At 63.5% G+C, this 16,539-nt stretch carries 10 protein-coding genes; 5 read left to right on the plus strand and 5 right to left on the minus strand.

Features of this window, described 5'->3' with window-relative positions:
- Positions 1–20: 20 nt before the first annotated feature.
- Both ACMGF7_RS19795 and entS read left to right on the plus strand, forming a co-directional pair.
- Entirely contained in the window at positions 21–8,531 is an 8,511-nt protein-coding gene (locus tag ACMGF7_RS19795; protein ID WP_420286592.1) for an amino acid adenylation domain-containing protein, read from the plus strand.
- A 58-nt stretch (positions 8,532–8,589) separates the two neighbouring features.
- A complete protein-coding gene (gene entS / locus ACMGF7_RS19800; RefSeq protein ID WP_319860691.1) occupies positions 8,590–9,873 on the plus strand; it encodes an enterobactin transporter EntS in 1,284 nt (427 codons plus the stop codon).
- Positions 9,874–9,877: 4 nt separating this feature from the next.
- Here entS and ACMGF7_RS19805 read toward each other — a convergent pair whose 3' ends face one another.
- Positions 9,878–10,237 carry a winged helix-turn-helix transcriptional regulator gene (locus tag ACMGF7_RS19805; protein ID WP_049240984.1) on the minus strand — a complete coding sequence of 120 codons (360 nt, stop codon included), beginning with the start codon at positions 10,235–10,237 and terminating at the stop codon, positions 9,878–9,880.
- 101 nt (positions 10,238–10,338) lie between these two features.
- On the opposite strand from ACMGF7_RS19805, the gene ACMGF7_RS19810 reads away from it, so the two are divergent.
- Both ACMGF7_RS19810 and ACMGF7_RS19815 read left to right on the plus strand, forming a co-directional pair.
- Positions 10,339–10,893, plus strand: coding sequence for an NAD(P)H-dependent oxidoreductase (locus ACMGF7_RS19810; RefSeq protein ID WP_033633026.1), 555 nt, complete (start codon positions 10,339–10,341; stop codon positions 10,891–10,893).
- A 91-nt stretch (positions 10,894–10,984) separates the two neighbouring features.
- Complete coding sequence (locus tag ACMGF7_RS19815; protein WP_197842827.1) at positions 10,985–11,635, plus strand: LysE family translocator; 651 nt, start codon at positions 10,985–10,987, stop codon at positions 11,633–11,635.
- Between the two features lie 15 nt (positions 11,636–11,650).
- On the opposite strand, the gene ACMGF7_RS19820 is transcribed toward ACMGF7_RS19815, so the two are convergent.
- Positions 11,651–12,427: an NAD(P)H-dependent oxidoreductase gene (locus ACMGF7_RS19820; protein ID WP_197763551.1), complete on the minus strand. Its 777-nt coding sequence runs from the start codon at positions 12,425–12,427 to the stop codon at positions 11,651–11,653.
- Positions 12,428–12,511: 84 nt separating this feature from the next.
- Between ACMGF7_RS19820 and ACMGF7_RS19825 the strand changes: the two genes are divergently transcribed.
- Complete coding sequence (locus tag ACMGF7_RS19825; RefSeq protein ID WP_273890481.1) at positions 12,512–13,405, plus strand: LysR family transcriptional regulator; 894 nt, start codon at positions 12,512–12,514, stop codon at positions 13,403–13,405.
- Positions 13,406–13,424: 19 nt separating this feature from the next.
- On the opposite strand, the gene ACMGF7_RS19830 is transcribed toward ACMGF7_RS19825, so the two are convergent.
- From ACMGF7_RS19830 to ACMGF7_RS19840, 3 genes are all read right to left on the minus strand, one after another.
- Positions 13,425–13,586, minus strand: coding sequence for a hypothetical protein (locus tag ACMGF7_RS19830; RefSeq protein WP_015377897.1), 162 nt, complete (start codon positions 13,584–13,586; stop codon positions 13,425–13,427).
- 141 nt (positions 13,587–13,727) lie between these two features.
- A complete protein-coding gene (locus ACMGF7_RS19835) occupies positions 13,728–15,794 on the minus strand; it encodes a TonB-dependent copper receptor (protein ID WP_420286772.1) in 2,067 nt (688 codons plus the stop codon).
- 224 nt (positions 15,795–16,018) lie between these two features.
- Positions 16,019–16,420, minus strand: a complete 402-nt coding sequence (locus tag ACMGF7_RS19840) for a DUF2946 domain-containing protein (protein WP_075201890.1) — start codon at positions 16,418–16,420, stop codon at positions 16,019–16,021.
- Positions 16,421–16,539 lie beyond the last annotated feature (119 nt).

Consider the following 16,539-nt stretch of genomic DNA (forward strand, 5'->3'; position numbering starts at 1 on the left):
TGAGGGAAAGGACAGACACCATGTCAGAAACGCTTTCTTTACCGGATACTCAGGTCGAGTATCGGGATTATCCGCTGGTTGCTGCGCAACCGGGGATCTGGATCGCCGACCAAATCGCGCTGCGCCGCAACAGCTTCGCCGTGGCGCACTACACCGAACTGCACGGCGCTATCGATCGTTCGGCGCTGGAGCGCGCGATCCGTCAGGGGCTGGCCGAAGCGGATACGGTTCAGGCGCGATTCTTTGAGGCGCAGGACGGCCAGCCGGTGCAGCGTTTACCGCTGATAGCCGATCCCGCACGCGTGCAGGCGCCGGAGTGGTTCGATTTCAGCGCGCGGCCGGACGCCGAGCAGGCGGCGCTGGCGCTGATGAACGACGATCTGGCGCAGGATCTGCCGGCGGACGGCGAACGGCCGCTCTATCGCCATGCGGTGATCCGCGTCAGCGCCGATCGCTGGTTCTGGTACCAGCGCTTTCATCATCTGACCCTGGACGGCTTCAGCTTCGAGGCCATCACCCGTCGGATCGCCGATATCTATCGCGCGCTGCGTCACGGGCTGTCGCCGGCGGCATCGCCGTTTACCCCGTTCGGCAAGGTGGTGGCAGAGTTTCAGCAATGGCAAACGTCGCCGGCGCGCCGGCGGGCGGCCGAATTCTGGCAACAGCATCTGCGCGATTTGCCGTCGCCGCTGTCGTTATCGACGGAGAGTCGGGAGGTTGAACCGGGCGCCCGGCCGCTCAAACAGGCGCTGGTGCTGCCGGAATCGCTGTTTGACGAAGCGCTGCGCGATGGCGCGCTGCAGTCGCTGCAACCGGCCGATATCGTCACGGCGGCGCTGGCGATGTATCTGGCGCGCATGAGCGGCGAAACCCGTTTTTCACTCGGTTTTCCTTTCATGCGCCGTATGGGCTCCCAGGCGCTGGCGGCGGTCGGCCCGGTGGTTAACGTGCTGCCGCTGCTGCTGAATGTGACGCCGGAGATGTCGCTGGCGGACGTCTGCCAGGCGACCGTGGCGCAAATCAAACAGGCGCGCCGCCATCAACGCTATGAAGCGGAGCAGATCAAACGCGATCTCGGCCTGGTCGGCGGCCATCAGGAGCTGTACGGCCCGGTGATCAACGTCAAGGTCTACCACAGCGCCTTGTCCTTCGACGGGCAGGCGGCCGTTACCCATACGCTGGCGATGGGGCCGGTCGACGATCTCGAGTTTGAGATCGGCTTTCGCAACGGCGTGCTGACGCTGTCGTTGGTGGCCAACCCGGCCAAATACTCGCCGCGCACCTTGCATCACCACGCGGAGCGCATCGGCCATTGGCTGCAGCAACTGGCGCGGCAGCCGCACCAGCCGAACGGTCAACTGGCGTTGATCGGCGAAGGGGAGTTAAAGCAGCTCGCGGCCTGGGGGCGCGGCGCGCATCTGACGCCGCCGGCAGGCATGGTGTCAATCATGGATGCGTTTCAGCGCCAGGTTGAGCGGCAGCCCGAGGCGCTGGCGGTGGCCTGCGGCGATGTGCGCCTCAGCTACCGTCAGCTCTCCGAACGGGTGATGCAGCTGGGGCGAGTGCTGATCGAAAGCGGCATCGGCGCGGAAGACGTGGTCGCCATCGGCATTCCGCGCTCGGTGGACACGCTGGTCGCGCTGTTCGGCGTGTTGGCCAGCGGCGCGGCCTATATGCCGCTCGATCTGGATTACCCGCGTGAACGCCTGGCGCTGATGTGCGACGACGCGCGGCCGGCGATGTTGCTGACCCACCGCGCTACGCAGGCCAATATGCCGGATCTGCCACAGGTATTGTGCCTGGACGACGCAGCGTGCCTGGCGCGCTGCGCGGCCGCCGAAGCTGCGCCGATAACGGATGCCGAACGGCGTGCGCCGCTGAACGAGGCGCATCTGGCCTATATGATTTACACCTCCGGTTCGACCGGCAAGCCCAAGGGCGTGATGTCCACGCACCGCGGGCTGCTGAACCTGTTCCTGTCGCATCAGGCCTCGCTGTTTGGCCCGGCGATCGAAAAATTCCAGGCTCGCCATGCGCGCCGCCTGCGCGCCGGCCATACCGCTTCGTTCTCTTTCGACTCCTCCTGGGAACCGCTGTTCTGCATGATGATGGGCAGCGAACTGGTCATCTTCGATGAGGAGCTGCGCCGCGATCCCTGGGCGCTGCTCGAACAAACCCAAAAGACGCCGATCGATCTGCTGGACATCACGCCGTCATTCTTCTCGCAACTGGTGGACTGCGGCCTGCTGAAGGGGCAGTTCCCGCTGCCGGCGTTCGTGATGATCGGCGGCGAGGCGGCAACGCCGACGCTGTGGAACCTGATGCAGCAGCATCCGGAGGTGGAAATCCACAACTATTACGGCCCGTCCGAATACACCGTCGATACCCTCGGCGCGCCGGTCACGGCCGCCGAACAGCCGGTGATTGGCCGTCCCCTCGCCAATACCGAAGTCTGGCTGCTCGACGGCCGCCTGCAGCCGGTGCCGATCGGCGCGGCGGGCGAGCTGTACATTTCCGGCAAAGGCATCGCGCGCGGGTACCTGCGGCGCCCGGATCTGACGGCGGCGCGCTTTGTCGCCAATCCGTTCGCCGAAGGCGAAGTGATGTACCGCAGCGGCGATCTGATGCGCTGGAGCGCGGAGGGCCAGCTGGTGTTCATTGGCCGGACCGATCACCAAATCAAGGTGCGCGGCTTCCGCGTCGAGCTGGGTGAGGTGGAAAGCGCCTTGGCCGCCTTGCCGGACGTGGGGCGGGCGGTAGCGATCGCCGAGCCGATCGGCGCCACCTATCGCCTGATCGGTTACTGCTCGGTGCAGGATGACGCGCGCCGTGCCTCACCCTCGCTGCAAAGCGAGCTGCTGGGGCAGCTGACGCAGCGTCTGCCGGATTATATGGTGCCGGCGATCCTGGTGGTGATGCCGGAGCTGCCGCTTAACGTGAATGGCAAGATTGACCGCCAGGCGCTGCCCAAACCGCAGGAGACGCTGGCGCAAAGCATTCGCGAGCCGGCCACCGAGCAGGAAAGGCTGATTTGCGGCGCCATGGCGCAGCTGCTGGGGATGGATCGCATCGGCGCCGACGACGATTTCTTCGCGCTTGGCGGCGACAGCATCTCGGCGATGGGGCTGGGCACCGCCCTGCGGCGCAAAGGGTATCTGCTGCGGCCGCGCGAGATCTTCGCGCTGCACACCCCCGCGCGCATGGCGCAGGCGATGCAGCCGCTGGCCGTAGACTCTCAGGCTGCGCGCAGCGTGCAACAAGGCCCGATCGACGGGCTGCCGATCCTGCATTGGTTTGCCGAGACGGGCGATATGCATCGTCGCTTCGCGCACGGCGTTTTTCTGCGCGTGCCTGCCGAGCTGCAACCGGAACAGCTGCGTTATGCATTGGAGCAGTTGCGTGCGGCGCACCCGGCGCTGGGCGCGCGGATCCGCGACGGTCAGTTGGTGGTTGAAACCGCCGCCGCCGGTGAGCTGATGCAGGTTGATACCGTGTCCGGTGAGCTGGAGTTAGCGGCGGAACAGGCGTTTGATGCCGCACTTGACCATCTCGAACCGGCTGCCGGCACCATGATGCAAGGCATCCTGTTGCAGCGCGACGGGCAGAGCCTGGGGCTGGTGCTGGCGATCCATCACCTGGTAGTCGACGGCGTTTCCTGGCGCATCCTGCTCGACGAGCTGCGGCAGGTGGCCGACAGCGCCATGCAGGGGCAGCCGATCACCTTGCCGCCGGAAGAAACCTCGCTCTATGAGTGGTCTGCACGCCTACGAGCCGACGCTGAACGCCGGGAAACCGAGCTGCCGTTCTGGCGGCGGATGCTGGCGGACGGCGCACCGCGTTTGGGGCGACGCGCGCTGGATCCGCTTAGCGATCGCACTGGCGACGTATCGGAAAAACGCACGCTGCTCGACAGCCGGCTGACCGCCGCGCTGCTCGGCACATTGCCGCAGGGATACCGCGCGCAGGTTGAAGAGATCATGCTGTGCGCGCTGGCTCAGGCCTGCCGCCGCCGTTTCCAGGCTGCTTCGCTGCGTTTCTCTCTGGAGTCGCACGGCCGCGCCGAACTGGACGACGGACTCGATCTGGCCCGCACTGTCGGCTGGCTGACGGCGGAGTATCCGCTGCACATTGAACTGCATGACGCTGAGCACAATGAGGCCGTGCGTGCGGTGAAACGGGCGACGCGAGCGGTGGCCGATCGCGGCGTCGGTTATGGCCAGCTGCGTTATTTGCATCCGCAGCGTGACGAACTGGCGGCGCTGGCGCAGCGCAATGCGCCGGAGATCTTGTTCAACTACCTCGGGCGTTTCAGCCAGGATGAGGGACACTGGACGCCGCAACGCAGCCAAACCCGCTTCCGCGACGCCTTCGCCGTGGCGCAGGATGCGCAGCAGGCGCTGTCGTATGGCCTGGAGGTGAATATCTTTGTCGAAGAGCGGCGCGACGGCGCCTGCCTGGCGATCAACTGGAGCTGGCTGGAGGCGATTTTCAGCGAGAGCGACATTGCGCAGCTGCACAGCGGCATCGAGCAAGCGGTGCGTTCACTGTGCGAGTTTGCCGAGCGTCATCCCGAACGCGCGGCGGCAACGTTGGTGGCGGCCGAGATCGCCCAGCCGAACGTTGCCGATGAGACGGTGCGCGCCTGGGAGCAAGAGTGCGGGCCGTTGGCCGCGGCGTTGCCGCTGTTGCCGTTGCAACATGGCCTGCTGTTCCATGCGCAGACGGCGCAGCAGGGCGGCAGCTATAACTCGCTGACGCGCCTGAGCCTCTGCGGCGAGCTGGACGAACATCAACTCCAGCAAGCGCTGAATGCGGTGATCCGCCGCCATCCGCAGCTGGCCGCCCGGTTCAACCGCGAGGGGGAACCGCTGCAGCTGATACCGCAGGAAAGCCATTGGCCGCTGGACAGCCGTAAGCTGCCGCCGCTGTCCGAAGAGCAAGAAGCGCAGGCGCTGCATGAACTGGAACAGGAAGAGTTGCGGCGCGATCTGTTTAATCAGCCGGGTGCGATGCTGCATGCGCTGCGGATCAAACACGGCGATAGCGAACGCTACACGCTGTTCCTTAACGCACACCATCTGATTGTCGACGGCTGGTCGACGCCGGTGGTGCTCAACGATCTGATGCTGGCCCTGCGTGAAGGCGAGCAGGCGTTGCCGCCGCTGCGCTCGAACTACGCCGATATCGTGCGCCGTCTGACCGCGCGGGATGCCGACGCCTCGCGCCGCCTCTGGCGCGAGACGCTGCAGGATGTGCACCCGACGTTGTTGTTCGGTGAATCGCATAACGATCGCGTGCATGAGTTGGAAATGACGCTGCCGCCGGCCGAGGAAAGGCGCTTGCTGACCCTGTGTCGCGAACGCGGGCTGACGCTCAATACCCTGATGCAGGGCATCTGGGCGCAGCAGCTGGCCAGCTGCTGCGGCCATCAGGACGTGGTGTTCGGCTCGCCGGTTTCCGGCCGCTTTGGCCAGATAGAAGGGATTGAGGAACACGTTGGCCTGTTCAGCAACACGCTGCCGGTGCGGGTTCGTCTGCAGCATGACCGTTCGTTGACGGATCAACTGACCGAACTGCAGCATCGGCAGATTGAACTGCTGGAGCACGACGATTTGGGCTTGGGGGAGATTCAGCATCTGGCCGGGGCGGGCACGCTGTTCGATACGCTGTTGGTGGTGGAAAACTACCCGGACAACGACGCCTTGCTTGGCGGCGCAGGTTCCTTGCGCTGCGATGCCATCCGTAACAAAGGCTATACCCACTATCCGCTGACGCTGCTGGTGCTGCCGGGCGAGCGCCTGCGTCTGCTGATGGAATACCGCGATTCGGTGCCGCAGCCTGAACGCTTCGCCGCACGGCTGATGGCGCTGCTGCAACAGTGGATAGCGCAGCCGGATCTGCCGCTGCCGCGCTGGCAATTGCAAACGCCGCAGGAGCAGGCGCTGGTCGCGGCAGTCAACCGCACCGGGCAGGCGGTGGCGGACACCACCTTGCATCAGGCGATCGCCGAGCAAGCGCGGCGCACGCCGGAACGCATCGCGCTGCAGGACGCCGGGCACAGTCTCAGCTACCGTGACATGCAGCGCCAGGCCGCGCTGTTGGCCGAACGGCTGACGGCGGCCGGCATTCAGCCGGGGGACATCGTCGCGGTGGCGTTGCCGCGTTCCGTGCGCCTCAGCCTGGCGCTGACGGCGATTGTGCAGACCGGCGCCGCCTGGCTGCCGCTGGATACCGGCTATCCGGACGAGCGGCTGGCCTACATGGTGGAGGACGCCAAACCACGGCTGATTATCACCGAGAGCGCGTTGGATGCCCGCTTCGCCGCGCTGGCGCCGACGCTACGCTTCGATGCGCTGGATGACAGCGGGCGTGTGCCTGCGCCGCGCCCACCGGCGGGGAACGGCGATTATCCCGCCTACGTGCTGTATACCTCCGGCTCGACCGGGCGGCCGAAAGGGGTGGTGGTGAACCACCGGGCGATCGTCAACCGTCTGTTCTGGATGCAGCATGAGTATGCGCTTGATGCGCAGGACGTGGTCCTGCAGAAAACGCCGTGCAGCTTCGACGTTTCCGTCTGGGAGTTCTTCTGGCCGCTGATGGTCGGCGCGCGTCTGGTGATGGCGCCGCCGGAGGCGCACCGCGATCCGCAGGCGCTGACGACCTTGATCGACGACTATGGCGTAACCACGCTGCATTTCGTTCCGTCGATGTTGGCTATCTGGGTTGAGGCGTTGAACGAACGGGCGCCGCAGCGCGCCGCCGCCAGCCTGAAACGCGTGTTCTGCAGCGGTGAGGCGTTGTCGTGTGAACTGGCATCCCGCTACCAGGCGTTGGTCGCCGCGCCGCTGCATAACCTGTATGGTCCGACGGAGGCGGCGGTCGATGTTACCTATCAACCGGCGTCCGGCGAAGCATTGGCGGCGGTGAGCGGCGCCGGCGTGCCGATCGGCAAACCGGTCTGGAACACCCAACTGAGCATTCTCGACGCCATGCTGCGGCCGGTGCCCGTCGGCTGCGCCGGCGATCTCTACCTGCGCGGCATTCAGCTGGCCGACGGCTATCTGCATCGGCCGGGATTAACGGCGCAGCGGTTTGTCGCCGATCCCGCCGGCAACGGCGCTCGCATGTATCGCACCGGCGATATCGCCCGCTGGCTGGAGGACGGCAGCGTCGAGTATTTGGGCCGCAGCGACGATCAGCTGAAGATCCGCGGCCAGCGCATCGAGCTGGGTGAAATCGAGCAGGCGCTGCTGGCGCAGCCGGGGGTAGCGCAAGCGGCGGTGCACGCCATCGAACTGGGCGAGGGCGCGACGGGACTGGGCGGCGCCGATATGCGGCAGTTGGTCGCCTGGCTGATCGCCCAACCGGGGGTGACGCTGGATACCGCCGTACTGCATCAGGCGCTGGAGGCGCGTTTGCCGGCGCATATGATGCCGGTCAGCTATGTCATGACCGACAGCTTCCCGCTCAGCGCCAGCGGCAAGCTGGATCGCAAGGCGTTGCCACGGCCGCAGCTGAACCCGCAGAGCGGCCGCGCGCCGCACAGCGACAGCGAGCGCCTGCTGGCGGCGCTGTTCGGGGAACTGCTGGGCCGTGAAAACGTGTACGCCGACGACGACTTCTTCGCACTGGGCGGCCACTCGCTGCTGGCGATGCGTTTGGCGGCGGAATTGCGGCGGCGCGTCCCTCGGCCATTGACCGTCGGGCAAATCATGTTCGCCCGTAGCCTGGAGAAGATGGCGCATCTGCTTGATGACGTGCAGGCCGCCAACTCGGCCGAAAGCCGCGGCGTCGGCGAATGCCTGCAGCTGCGGGCCGGCCAAGGCCCGGCGCTATTCTGTCTGCACCCGGCTTCCGGTTTCGCCTGGCAGTACTCGGGGCTGAGCCGTTATCTGCCGGGGAGCTACCCCATCATCGGGCTGCAGTCGCCAAGGCCGGATGGCGCCATCGCCACCTGCGAAGACATTGAGCAGATGGTCGATCGTCATCTCGCCACTCTGCGCCGCCTGCAGCCGCAGGGGCCTTACTACCTGCTGGGCTATTCGCTCGGCGGCACGCTGGCGCATTCGATGGCCGCGCGTCTGCAGCAGCAGGGGGAGGAGGTGGCGTTCCTCGGCATGCTGGATACCTATCCGCCGGAAGGCCAGGACTGGACCGGCCCCACCGAGGAGGAGGCGCAGAAGGAGGTGGCGCAGGAGCAGGCCGAGTTTATGGCGGAAGATCATGGCGATCCGGCGCTGATGGCGGAGAAGGCGGCGATGTTTGACAGCATTGTCGCCAACTACCGCGACGCGGTGCGCCTTCTTTCTCAGGCGCGCAGTCAGCGTTTCCACGGCACGGCGACGCTGTTCGTCGCCGACCGGACGCTGCCGCCAGAGATGGATATCAACGCCGTGTGGGCGCCGTATCTGGATGGGCTGATCTGCCATCACCAAGGCTGCGAGCACGCAGACATCCTGTCGCCGGCCTCGCTGGAGACGCTTGGGCCGCTATTGCATTCGCTGCTGACGCGGCAATACGGGTTGATATAACGCAACCGGGCCGGGGCGTGCGCCACGGCCCGTACTAAAACATGATATGCAGGACACTATGGCCAGACCTTCTTTTTTTCTTGATTTCAGTTTGCTGAGAAGCAATGCGCATTTTCGTGCGATTTTCTGCGCCCGCATGCTGTCGGTGTTTTCCCTCGGCATGCTGGCGGTGGGGGTGCCGATTCAGATCCAGGCGATGACCGGCTCCACGTTGCAGGTGGGCGTGGCGGTGGCGCTGGACGGGGTGGGCATGTTTATCGGCCTGATGCTGGGCGGGGTACTCGCCGATCGCTACGATCGCCGCAAGCTGATCCTGTTCGCGCGCGGCACCTGCGGGCTGGGCTTTGTCGCCCTGAGTCTGAACGCCTTCGCCCCGGCGCCGTCGCTGTGGGCGCTCTACCTGCTGGCAGCCTGGGACGGATTCTTTGGCGCGCTGGGCATGACGGCGCTGATGGCGGTGATCCCGCTGCTGGTGGGGCGTGAAAACCTGGCGGCGGCGGGGGCCTTGAGCATGGTGACGGTGCGCATCGGCGCGATCCTGGCGCCGGCGCTGGGGGGGATTATCATCGTGTTCGGCGGCGTCGGTCTCGCCTTCGCCGTCGCGGCGGCCGGGACGCTGGGCACCCTTGTGCCGCTGGTGCGCTTGCCGACGCTGATGCCGCAGCAGCAGGAGCCGGAACACCCGCTGCGCGCGCTCGCCAGCGGCTTCCAGTTTGTCTGGCGCAATAAGGTGGTCGGCTCGGTGGTGTTGCTGGGGATGTTGATGAGCATCGTCGGCGCCGTCAGGGTGCTGTTCCCGGCGCTGGCGCAGGACGCTTACCACGTCGGGGCCTCCTCTATTGGTCTGATGTACTCCGCAGTGCCGCTCGGTGCGATGTTGGGCGCGCTGACCAGCGGCTGGGTGGGGCGTTTCTCTCGCCCTGGCGTGCTGATTCTGGCCGCCGCGATCGTCGCGTTCACCGCCATCGCATCGCTGGGGCTGTTCAGCCATCTGGCGCCGGCGCTGTTGGCGCTGGTGTGCTACGGCTATGCCAATGCCATCGCCTCACTTCTGCAGTTCATGCTGATCCAGAGCAACACGCCGGACCATCTGCTGGGGCGGGTGAACAGCCTCGGCACCGCACAGGACGTGACCGGCGATTCGATCGGCGCGCTGGGGCTCGGCGTTCTGGGCAAGATGTTTACCCCGTTGATGAGCGTGCTGTCGTTCGGTGCGTTCGCCGCCTTGTTGGGCGTGCTGGTGGCCTGCAGCGTGCGCACGCTGCGCCAGTGCCGGCCGGCAGACGCGTTGGTCGAGCACGATGAGCCGGCGCCGGCAACCTCAGCGGCGGCGGACAATTAACCCCTTATGGCACCGGCGGTTCCGGCCGGTGCCGTTCCCCCCAGTGGCACATCATGTCGATCACCGGGATCAGCGAACGCCCGCGCTCGGACAGGCTGTACTCCACCTTGGGCGGGATCTGCGGATACTCCTTTCTCACCACTAGCCGATCTTTTTCCAGTTCTTTAAGCGTCGAACTGAGCGTCTTGTACGAAATGGTGCCGATACAGCGCTGCAGTTCGTTGAACCGCAATACCGGCTTATACAGCGCCAGCCAGTAGAGAATAATCATTTTGTATTTGCCGTTGATCACCGACAGCGTATAGCCATAGCCGGTGTCTTCGAGGCTGATGCCCGTTGGGCTGCAGCGGGATTCGGCGGTCATTTACACTTTCTCCAGGGTAAGTATGTGTCGTGAGTGTGCGTATTTTACATTCTGTCAGCATACCCTAAGATGCGTCGAAACACCTGACTGGAGAACTCAGTATGAAAACCTTGGTGGTCGTGACCCATCCCGATATGGCGAACTCGGTGGTCAACAAACGCTGGCTGGAGGAACTGCGCCGCTATCCGGCGCTGTATACCGTGCACGAACTGCATCAGGCCTATCCGGACTGGCAGATCGACGTCGCCAAAGAACAGCAGTTGATTGAAGCGCATGACAACATCGTGCTGCAGTTCCCGATTTACTGGTTCAGCAGCCCGCCGCTGCTGAAAAAATGGCTGGACGACGTGCTCACCTACGGCTGGGCCTACGGTTCCCGCAGCGGCTATAAGATGCAGAACAAGAAACTGGCGCTGGCGGTCACGGCGGGCGTGCGCGCAGAAGATTACGCGCGTGAAGGGCGTTATCGCTACTCGCTGGAGGAAATCTTCCGGCCGTTTGAAGTCACCGCCGGTTACGTGCGGGCCGACTATGCTTCGTTCTTTGCCTTTTACGGCAAGGAGGCCGCTTCGGACGGGGCGGCAGAGCAGGTTCAGCAGCACGAGCTGGACAGCAGCGCGCAGGGCTATCGGGCATTTCTCGCCGCCCTGAATTAACGATACGCCCCGGATGCGCCTGATAGTGCTGTTGCGAATGTCCGGGGAAGAATATGATTACCGTCTCCTATGATTAGCCGGTGATAACCCCATGCCTTCGGCCGAAACGTTTATTGCTTTTCTTGTTGCACTCACCCTCCTGGAACTGTCTCCTGGACCGGACATGATGCTCACGCTGGCCCGGGGTATCGGCCAAGGCCGCCGTATCGCGCTGCTCAATGTTTTCGGCATGGTTTTTGTCGCCGGCATGGTGCAGGTTTCCATGCTGGTGCTCGGTCTCGCCACCTTGCTGCATACTTATCCGCTGGCGTTGGACGTATTGCGTTGGGTTGGGGCCGCCTATCTGGCCTGGCTGGGGATAAAAATGCTGAAGGTAAGCCGGCAGCGTTCCGATGCCGCACTGAAACCCCGGATGATGACCGGGTGGCAGGCGGTGAAAGAAGGGGCGATTAACAGCCTGACCAACCCTAAGTCGCTGCTGTTCATGTTTGCTTTTCTGCCGCAGTTTGTTAACCCAGAAAACGGACCGGTTTGGTTGCAATTGCTCGTTTTAGGTTCCATTCAGAAGCTGGCCGGGATCCTTTCACTGGGCTCTGTCGCGATGGCCTCCGGCACCGTGGGGCAATGGCTCGCCCGCAATCCCCGTTTGTTGGTCTGGCAGCAGAGATTTACGGGCGTGGTCATGATGGGATTGGGCGCCAAACTCCTCCTTGGGGGCGGCGCTGTGTCAGCGCCGCGATAAGGGGAGCGGCTCGCGCTATTTCAGGTGAATGCTAAAGCCGTCTTGCCCCGGCGCCAGATGGGCTTTCAGCGTCAACTGCGGGATCAGGTAGTCACCGGCGTTTTGCCGCCGAAACGGAATCGGCTCGGTGCGCCACAGGTTATCGAGCCGCTGTCCAAGCTGTTCGCACAGTTCGGCAAAGCGCGTCTCGTCGGTCTTACCGGCGCGGTAGGTGACGAAAGGCGGCAGCACCTCGAAGCCTGGGTAATGCAGCATGCCGTGCTGGATAGGGAACAGAATATCGTCGATCGGCCCGTTGATGCCGCGCGGGGCGTAATGGGATCCCCACCCGCCGGCGCTGACGATCAGCATCGCCCGTTTGCCCGCCAACATACCCTCGCCATAACGGTCGCCCCAATGGGTATCGGAATGTTCACCGACGCCGTAGGCAAAACCATAGGCATAGACGCGATCGACCCAGCCTTTCAGGATCGCCGGCATCGAGAACCACCACAGCGGGAACTGCAGCAGCACCGCGTCCGCCCAACGCAGCTTTTGCTGCTCCCGTTCAATATCGGCGCTTTGCACGCCGTTGGCGAACGCGCGCCGTGAATCCAGTGAAGGATCGAAACGGGGCCCTGATGCGCCTTCCTGGCTGTCATCGGCGTCGATCGCCGCTTTCCACTTCATGGCGTACAGGTCTGACACCTGGACCTGATGGCCGGCCTGCGTCAGGCGCTCAACGGCGAAGTTTTTCAGTGAACCGGTCAGCGACAGTGGCTCTGGGTGGGCGTAAACAATCAATACATTCATAACAACACTCCTTGGGGTGAGAGCTGCAGGTTAGGGCGTCACAAGGTATATTAGAAATGAATTACTGTTATCCCAGGTATAACCATGAATAATTTAAGGCGGCTGGATCTCAATCTGCTGGTGACGCTCGACGCGCTGCTGGCGGAGAACAACGTCACGCGCGCGGCGCAGCGGCTCAATTTCTCTCAGCCGGCGGTCAGCGTGCATCTCGCCAAACTGCGGGCGATCTTTGACGATCCGCTGCTGCTGCCCGGCCCGCGCGGCATGCGTCCGACCGCCAGAGCGGAACAGCTGCGGGAACCGCTGAGTCAGGCGCTGGCGGCGCTTGAGTTGGCGGTGACGCCGGCCACGCCGTTCGATCCCGCCGTGGCGACCGATACCTGGCGAGTGGCTGCCTTCGACTATGGCGAATCCACCATCGTGCTGCCGGCGCTGAACGGTTTGCGCTCGGCGGCGCCCGGCACCCGGCTGGCGGTGCTGGAAACCGCGCCGTCACGCATCGCCAAACTGGCGGAACAGGGAGAGATCGATCTGGCGTTTCACACCCGCGAAGGGGCGCCGCCCGGTCTGCGTCAGCGTACGCTGTTCAGTGAACGCTATGTGCTGGTGGGCAGAGTCGGTCACCCTAAGCTGCATGAAAACCTGACGCTGGCGCAATTTTGCGAATTGGAGCAGGTGATGGTCTCGCCGGACGGCGGCGGTTTCTACGGCATCACCGACCAGGTGCTGGCGGACGTGGGGCTAACGCGGCGCTTGGTGCTTTCCGTGCCGCATTTTCTCTTTGTGATCTCGGTACTGACGCAGTCCGATTTGGTGGCGATGTTGCCGGAGCGGCTGGCGCGCAACCACCCTTTATTGCAGCAACTCAAACCGCCGTTGGCAGTGCCGGGTTTTGAAATGACTATGCTGTGGCACGAACGCTCGCATCGGGATCCCGCTCACCAGTGGCTGCGCGAACATATCGTGCGTTTAGTGTGAGCGGAAACAGCGCGGGAAATTACATGAACAGGAAGCGGTCGGCCAGCGGAACGCCACGCTCAAGGCGCGGTGGCAACGCGTCGTCACGATCGTCAGGCTGGGCAGCCTGTGGTGCGGTGTCTTCGGCTTTTTCGATCATCAGCTCGCCGAGCAGGGCCAGAAAACGAGTGATCTTTTGCATATTCCCTCCGGGGCAATGATTAACCTGAGGATGATAGTAATCGCCGCCTAACCGAATGGGAAAAACTTAAAACTCATATCCTAAGAACCGGATCGCATATCGCCTGACCGGGCGACGGTTACCCATCGCCCGGTGAATAGCTTAGAAGGTGACGTTAACCTTGGCCCACAGGGTGCGGCCCGGTTCATTCACCGCGCTGTTGGCCGAATAGCCGAAGGCGCTGTTGCCCGCCAGGTTGAGGTGCTCGCTGTAGGTCTTGTTCAGGATGTTATCCAGACCGGCGCTCAGCTTGACGTTTTTATTCACCTTGTAGGCGGCGTTGGCGGAGAGCACGCCGAAGCCGGCGCTTTCGGCAAAGTCTTTGCCCACCACGTTGCCTTCGTTGATCGCCACGCGGTGTTGGCTGCTGACCAGACGCCACAGGCCGGTGCCGCTCCAGTCGCCGTACTCGTAGGTCAGCCCCAGGCGCGCTTCCAGCGGCGGGATCTGCGGCAGCGGGCGGCCGTCGCGGGTGTTTTTACCCCAGGAGTAGGCCAGGCTGGCGTCGGTTTTCCAGTGTTCGCTCAGCTGGTAGCCCATGCCCATTTCGCCGCCCATGATGTTGGCGTTGACGTTGTCGGCCTGGCTGAGGCGCGCGTTGTGCGGATCGTATTTGAACAGGATGAAATCATCGACGCGGCCCAGGTAAGCGGAGACCCAACCGTTGAAGCGCTTGCCGTTATACTGCGCGCCGATATCAAGCTGCGTGGTTTTCTCGCTCTTGACGCTGGCGAACGGATCCTTGCTGCCGTTCGGGCCGAGCTTCGGCGAGAACAGCTCCCAGTAATCCGGGAAACGCTCGGTATAACCGACGCCGGCATACAGCATCAGCGGCAGCTCGGCCAGCGTGTGCTCAAGGCGCATAAAGCCGCTCGGCAGGGTGTCGGAACGCTCCGCATCGCCGCCGTTGCGGAAGTTTTCCACCAGGGTGCGATCGAGACGCGCGCCGCCGATCAGTTTATCCTGTTCGCTGGTGGACCAGGTCAGCTCGCCGAAGGCGCCGTAGCTGTTGAACTGGGCGTCTTTTTCCCAGCTGCCGCGGCTCATGCTGCGGTGGGTGTTGGTTTGGGTGTCCAGGCCGCTTTCCAGCTTCACGTCCTGCCACTGCCAGGTGCCCATCACGCGGCCGCCGACGGTGCGGCGATCGAGCTGCATCGTCATGCCGGAGGACATCATATGCCCGCCATGGCCGCCCATGCTCATGCCGCCATGGCCACCGTGCCCACCCATGCCGCCGCCGCCCGGTGAGCGCAGGGTGACGTTGTCCATCACGTGGTTGGCGTAGTTGTAGTAGACCTGCGCTTCCAGCTTATCCAGCACCTCACCGATGTTGGATTTTTCCACCCGCATGCCCAGGCTTTCGCGCTTGAACTGCGAACCGTCCATGCTGCGGCCGGCATAGCGCGCTTCGCCGTTGCCGCGGCCCATGGTCACTTCCAGCAGCGTATCGTTGTCCGGCGTCCAGCCGAGCGCCAGATCGCCGTTCCATTTGTCCCAGCGCGACGGCACGCGCGTATGGGTGCCGTCCTGATAGTCGTTGGAGCGGGATTTGTTGGCCATCACCCGCAGATAACCTTGTTCGGCGCCGAGGCTGGCGTCGATATTCTCGTCCCAGCGGCCGTTGGAACCGGTCAGCACGCTGGCGTTGCCTTTGACGCCCGGCTTGTCGAAGCGCGGGCGTTCACGTTCGAAACGCACGGTGCCCGCCGACGATCCCGGCCCCCACAGCACCGTCTGCGGCCCTTTGGTGATGGTCAGCAGATCGAAACTTTCCGGCGAGATGTAAGAGGTGGGCGCGTCCATTCTCGATGGGCAGGCGCCCAGCATTTCCGAACCGTCGGTGAGGATCTTCAACCGTGAACCGAACATGCCGCGGAACACCGGATCGCCGTTGGTGCCGCCGTTGCGGATCTGAGAAAAGCCGGGAATGGTTTTCAGATAGTCCGAACCGTCACTGGCGGGCACCGGCTGGCGCGGAGTTTTCGGTGACGTCACGATGGTCAGCGGAGAGTAGAGTGGTGCGGTGACGGTGATCACGTCGCCATCATTAACCTGTGTGTCGGTAGGGTGCTGATGCGCCTGCGCCGCGTGGCCGGCCAGCAGGAACAGCGGCATGGCGGTGGTAATGGCGCGGGTGGCGGCGTTCTTTTTATAAACGGGTTTAAACATCATCTTTCCTTAAGCTAACTTTTTCCGTTCTTGGCCGAGGGATTATTCAGGCGTGGGGAGGCCTGGCGAAAATCACCATCGGTAAATACGGGGGTTAATTCCCTGAACGTGGAAATAACCGGGCTAATAATGTCGTCTCGATGATTAACCATTGGGCGAATTAATTCCGCCGGGTTGAAGCGATCAACGGCAATACAGAGAACGGCAATGGGCTTATTGTTAAATCAGAGGAAAGAGACGGGCGGCGCGCGCGGCTGTAATTCGGTGTGAACGACGTGGGCAAACAGGGGAACGAGATAGTGGATCGGCGGCGGGCGCGAAGCCAGCGGCAGGGACCAAAACAGCGGGGCGTGGCTCACGTCCAGCAGCGGCGCATGCAACAACAGCACACAGTAGCCGCAGGCGCTGTCGTCCATCATCATCGCCATGTTGTGGTGGCCGCCGCCGTGCTGCATCAGCGGCTGCGCGGCTTTTTCAGGTTCAGGCGACGGCGAGTGCATCTCGTGATGTATCGGCATATCCATGCCGCAATCCGCCATGACGGTCGTTCCAGCACTTCCGGCGCGTACATGCTCCAGGGATCGCGAGATCACCGGCGCAATGAACAACATCAGAATGGCAAACATCCCTAACCAGGCGGCGGCCCGATTTCGCGATGCATGGGGCTGAATTAACGACACAATCGACCTAAAAAAGGGTTAACACAGGGTAGGGAATTGTACTGGTTTATGTCGAAATGTTAAAA

It is taken from the genome of Serratia sp. BNK-17, assembly GCF_048684935.1.
Classification (GTDB): domain Bacteria; phylum Pseudomonadota; class Gammaproteobacteria; order Enterobacterales; family Enterobacteriaceae; genus Serratia; species Serratia nematodiphila.

Coding starts and splice junctions, on each gene's coding strand:
- entS (WP_319860691.1), top strand. CDS start 8,590: ATGGCCAGACCTTCTTTTTTTCTTGATTTCAGTTTGCTGAGAAGCAAT.
- ACMGF7_RS19815 (WP_197842827.1), top strand. CDS start 10,985: ATGCCTTCGGCCGAAACGTTTATTGCTTTTCTTGTTGCACTCACCCTC.
- ACMGF7_RS19830 (WP_015377897.1), bottom strand. CDS start 13,586: ATGCAAAAGATCACTCGTTTTCTGGCCCTGCTCGGCGAGCTGATGATC.
- ACMGF7_RS19820 (WP_197763551.1), bottom strand. CDS start 12,427: ATGAATGTATTGATTGTTTACGCCCACCCAGAGCCACTGTCGCTGACC.
- ACMGF7_RS19835 (WP_420286772.1), bottom strand. CDS start 15,794: ATGTTTAAACCCGTTTATAAAAAGAACGCCGCCACCCGCGCCATTACC.
- ACMGF7_RS19795 (WP_420286592.1), top strand. CDS start 21: ATGTCAGAAACGCTTTCTTTACCGGATACTCAGGTCGAGTATCGGGAT.
- ACMGF7_RS19810 (WP_033633026.1), top strand. CDS start 10,339: ATGAAAACCTTGGTGGTCGTGACCCATCCCGATATGGCGAACTCGGTG.
- ACMGF7_RS19825 (WP_273890481.1), top strand. CDS start 12,512: ATGAATAATTTAAGGCGGCTGGATCTCAATCTGCTGGTGACGCTCGAC.
- ACMGF7_RS19840 (WP_075201890.1), bottom strand. CDS start 16,420: ATGTTTGCCATTCTGATGTTGTTCATTGCGCCGGTGATCTCGCGATCC.
- ACMGF7_RS19805 (WP_049240984.1), bottom strand. CDS start 10,237: ATGACCGCCGAATCCCGCTGCAGCCCAACGGGCATCAGCCTCGAAGAC.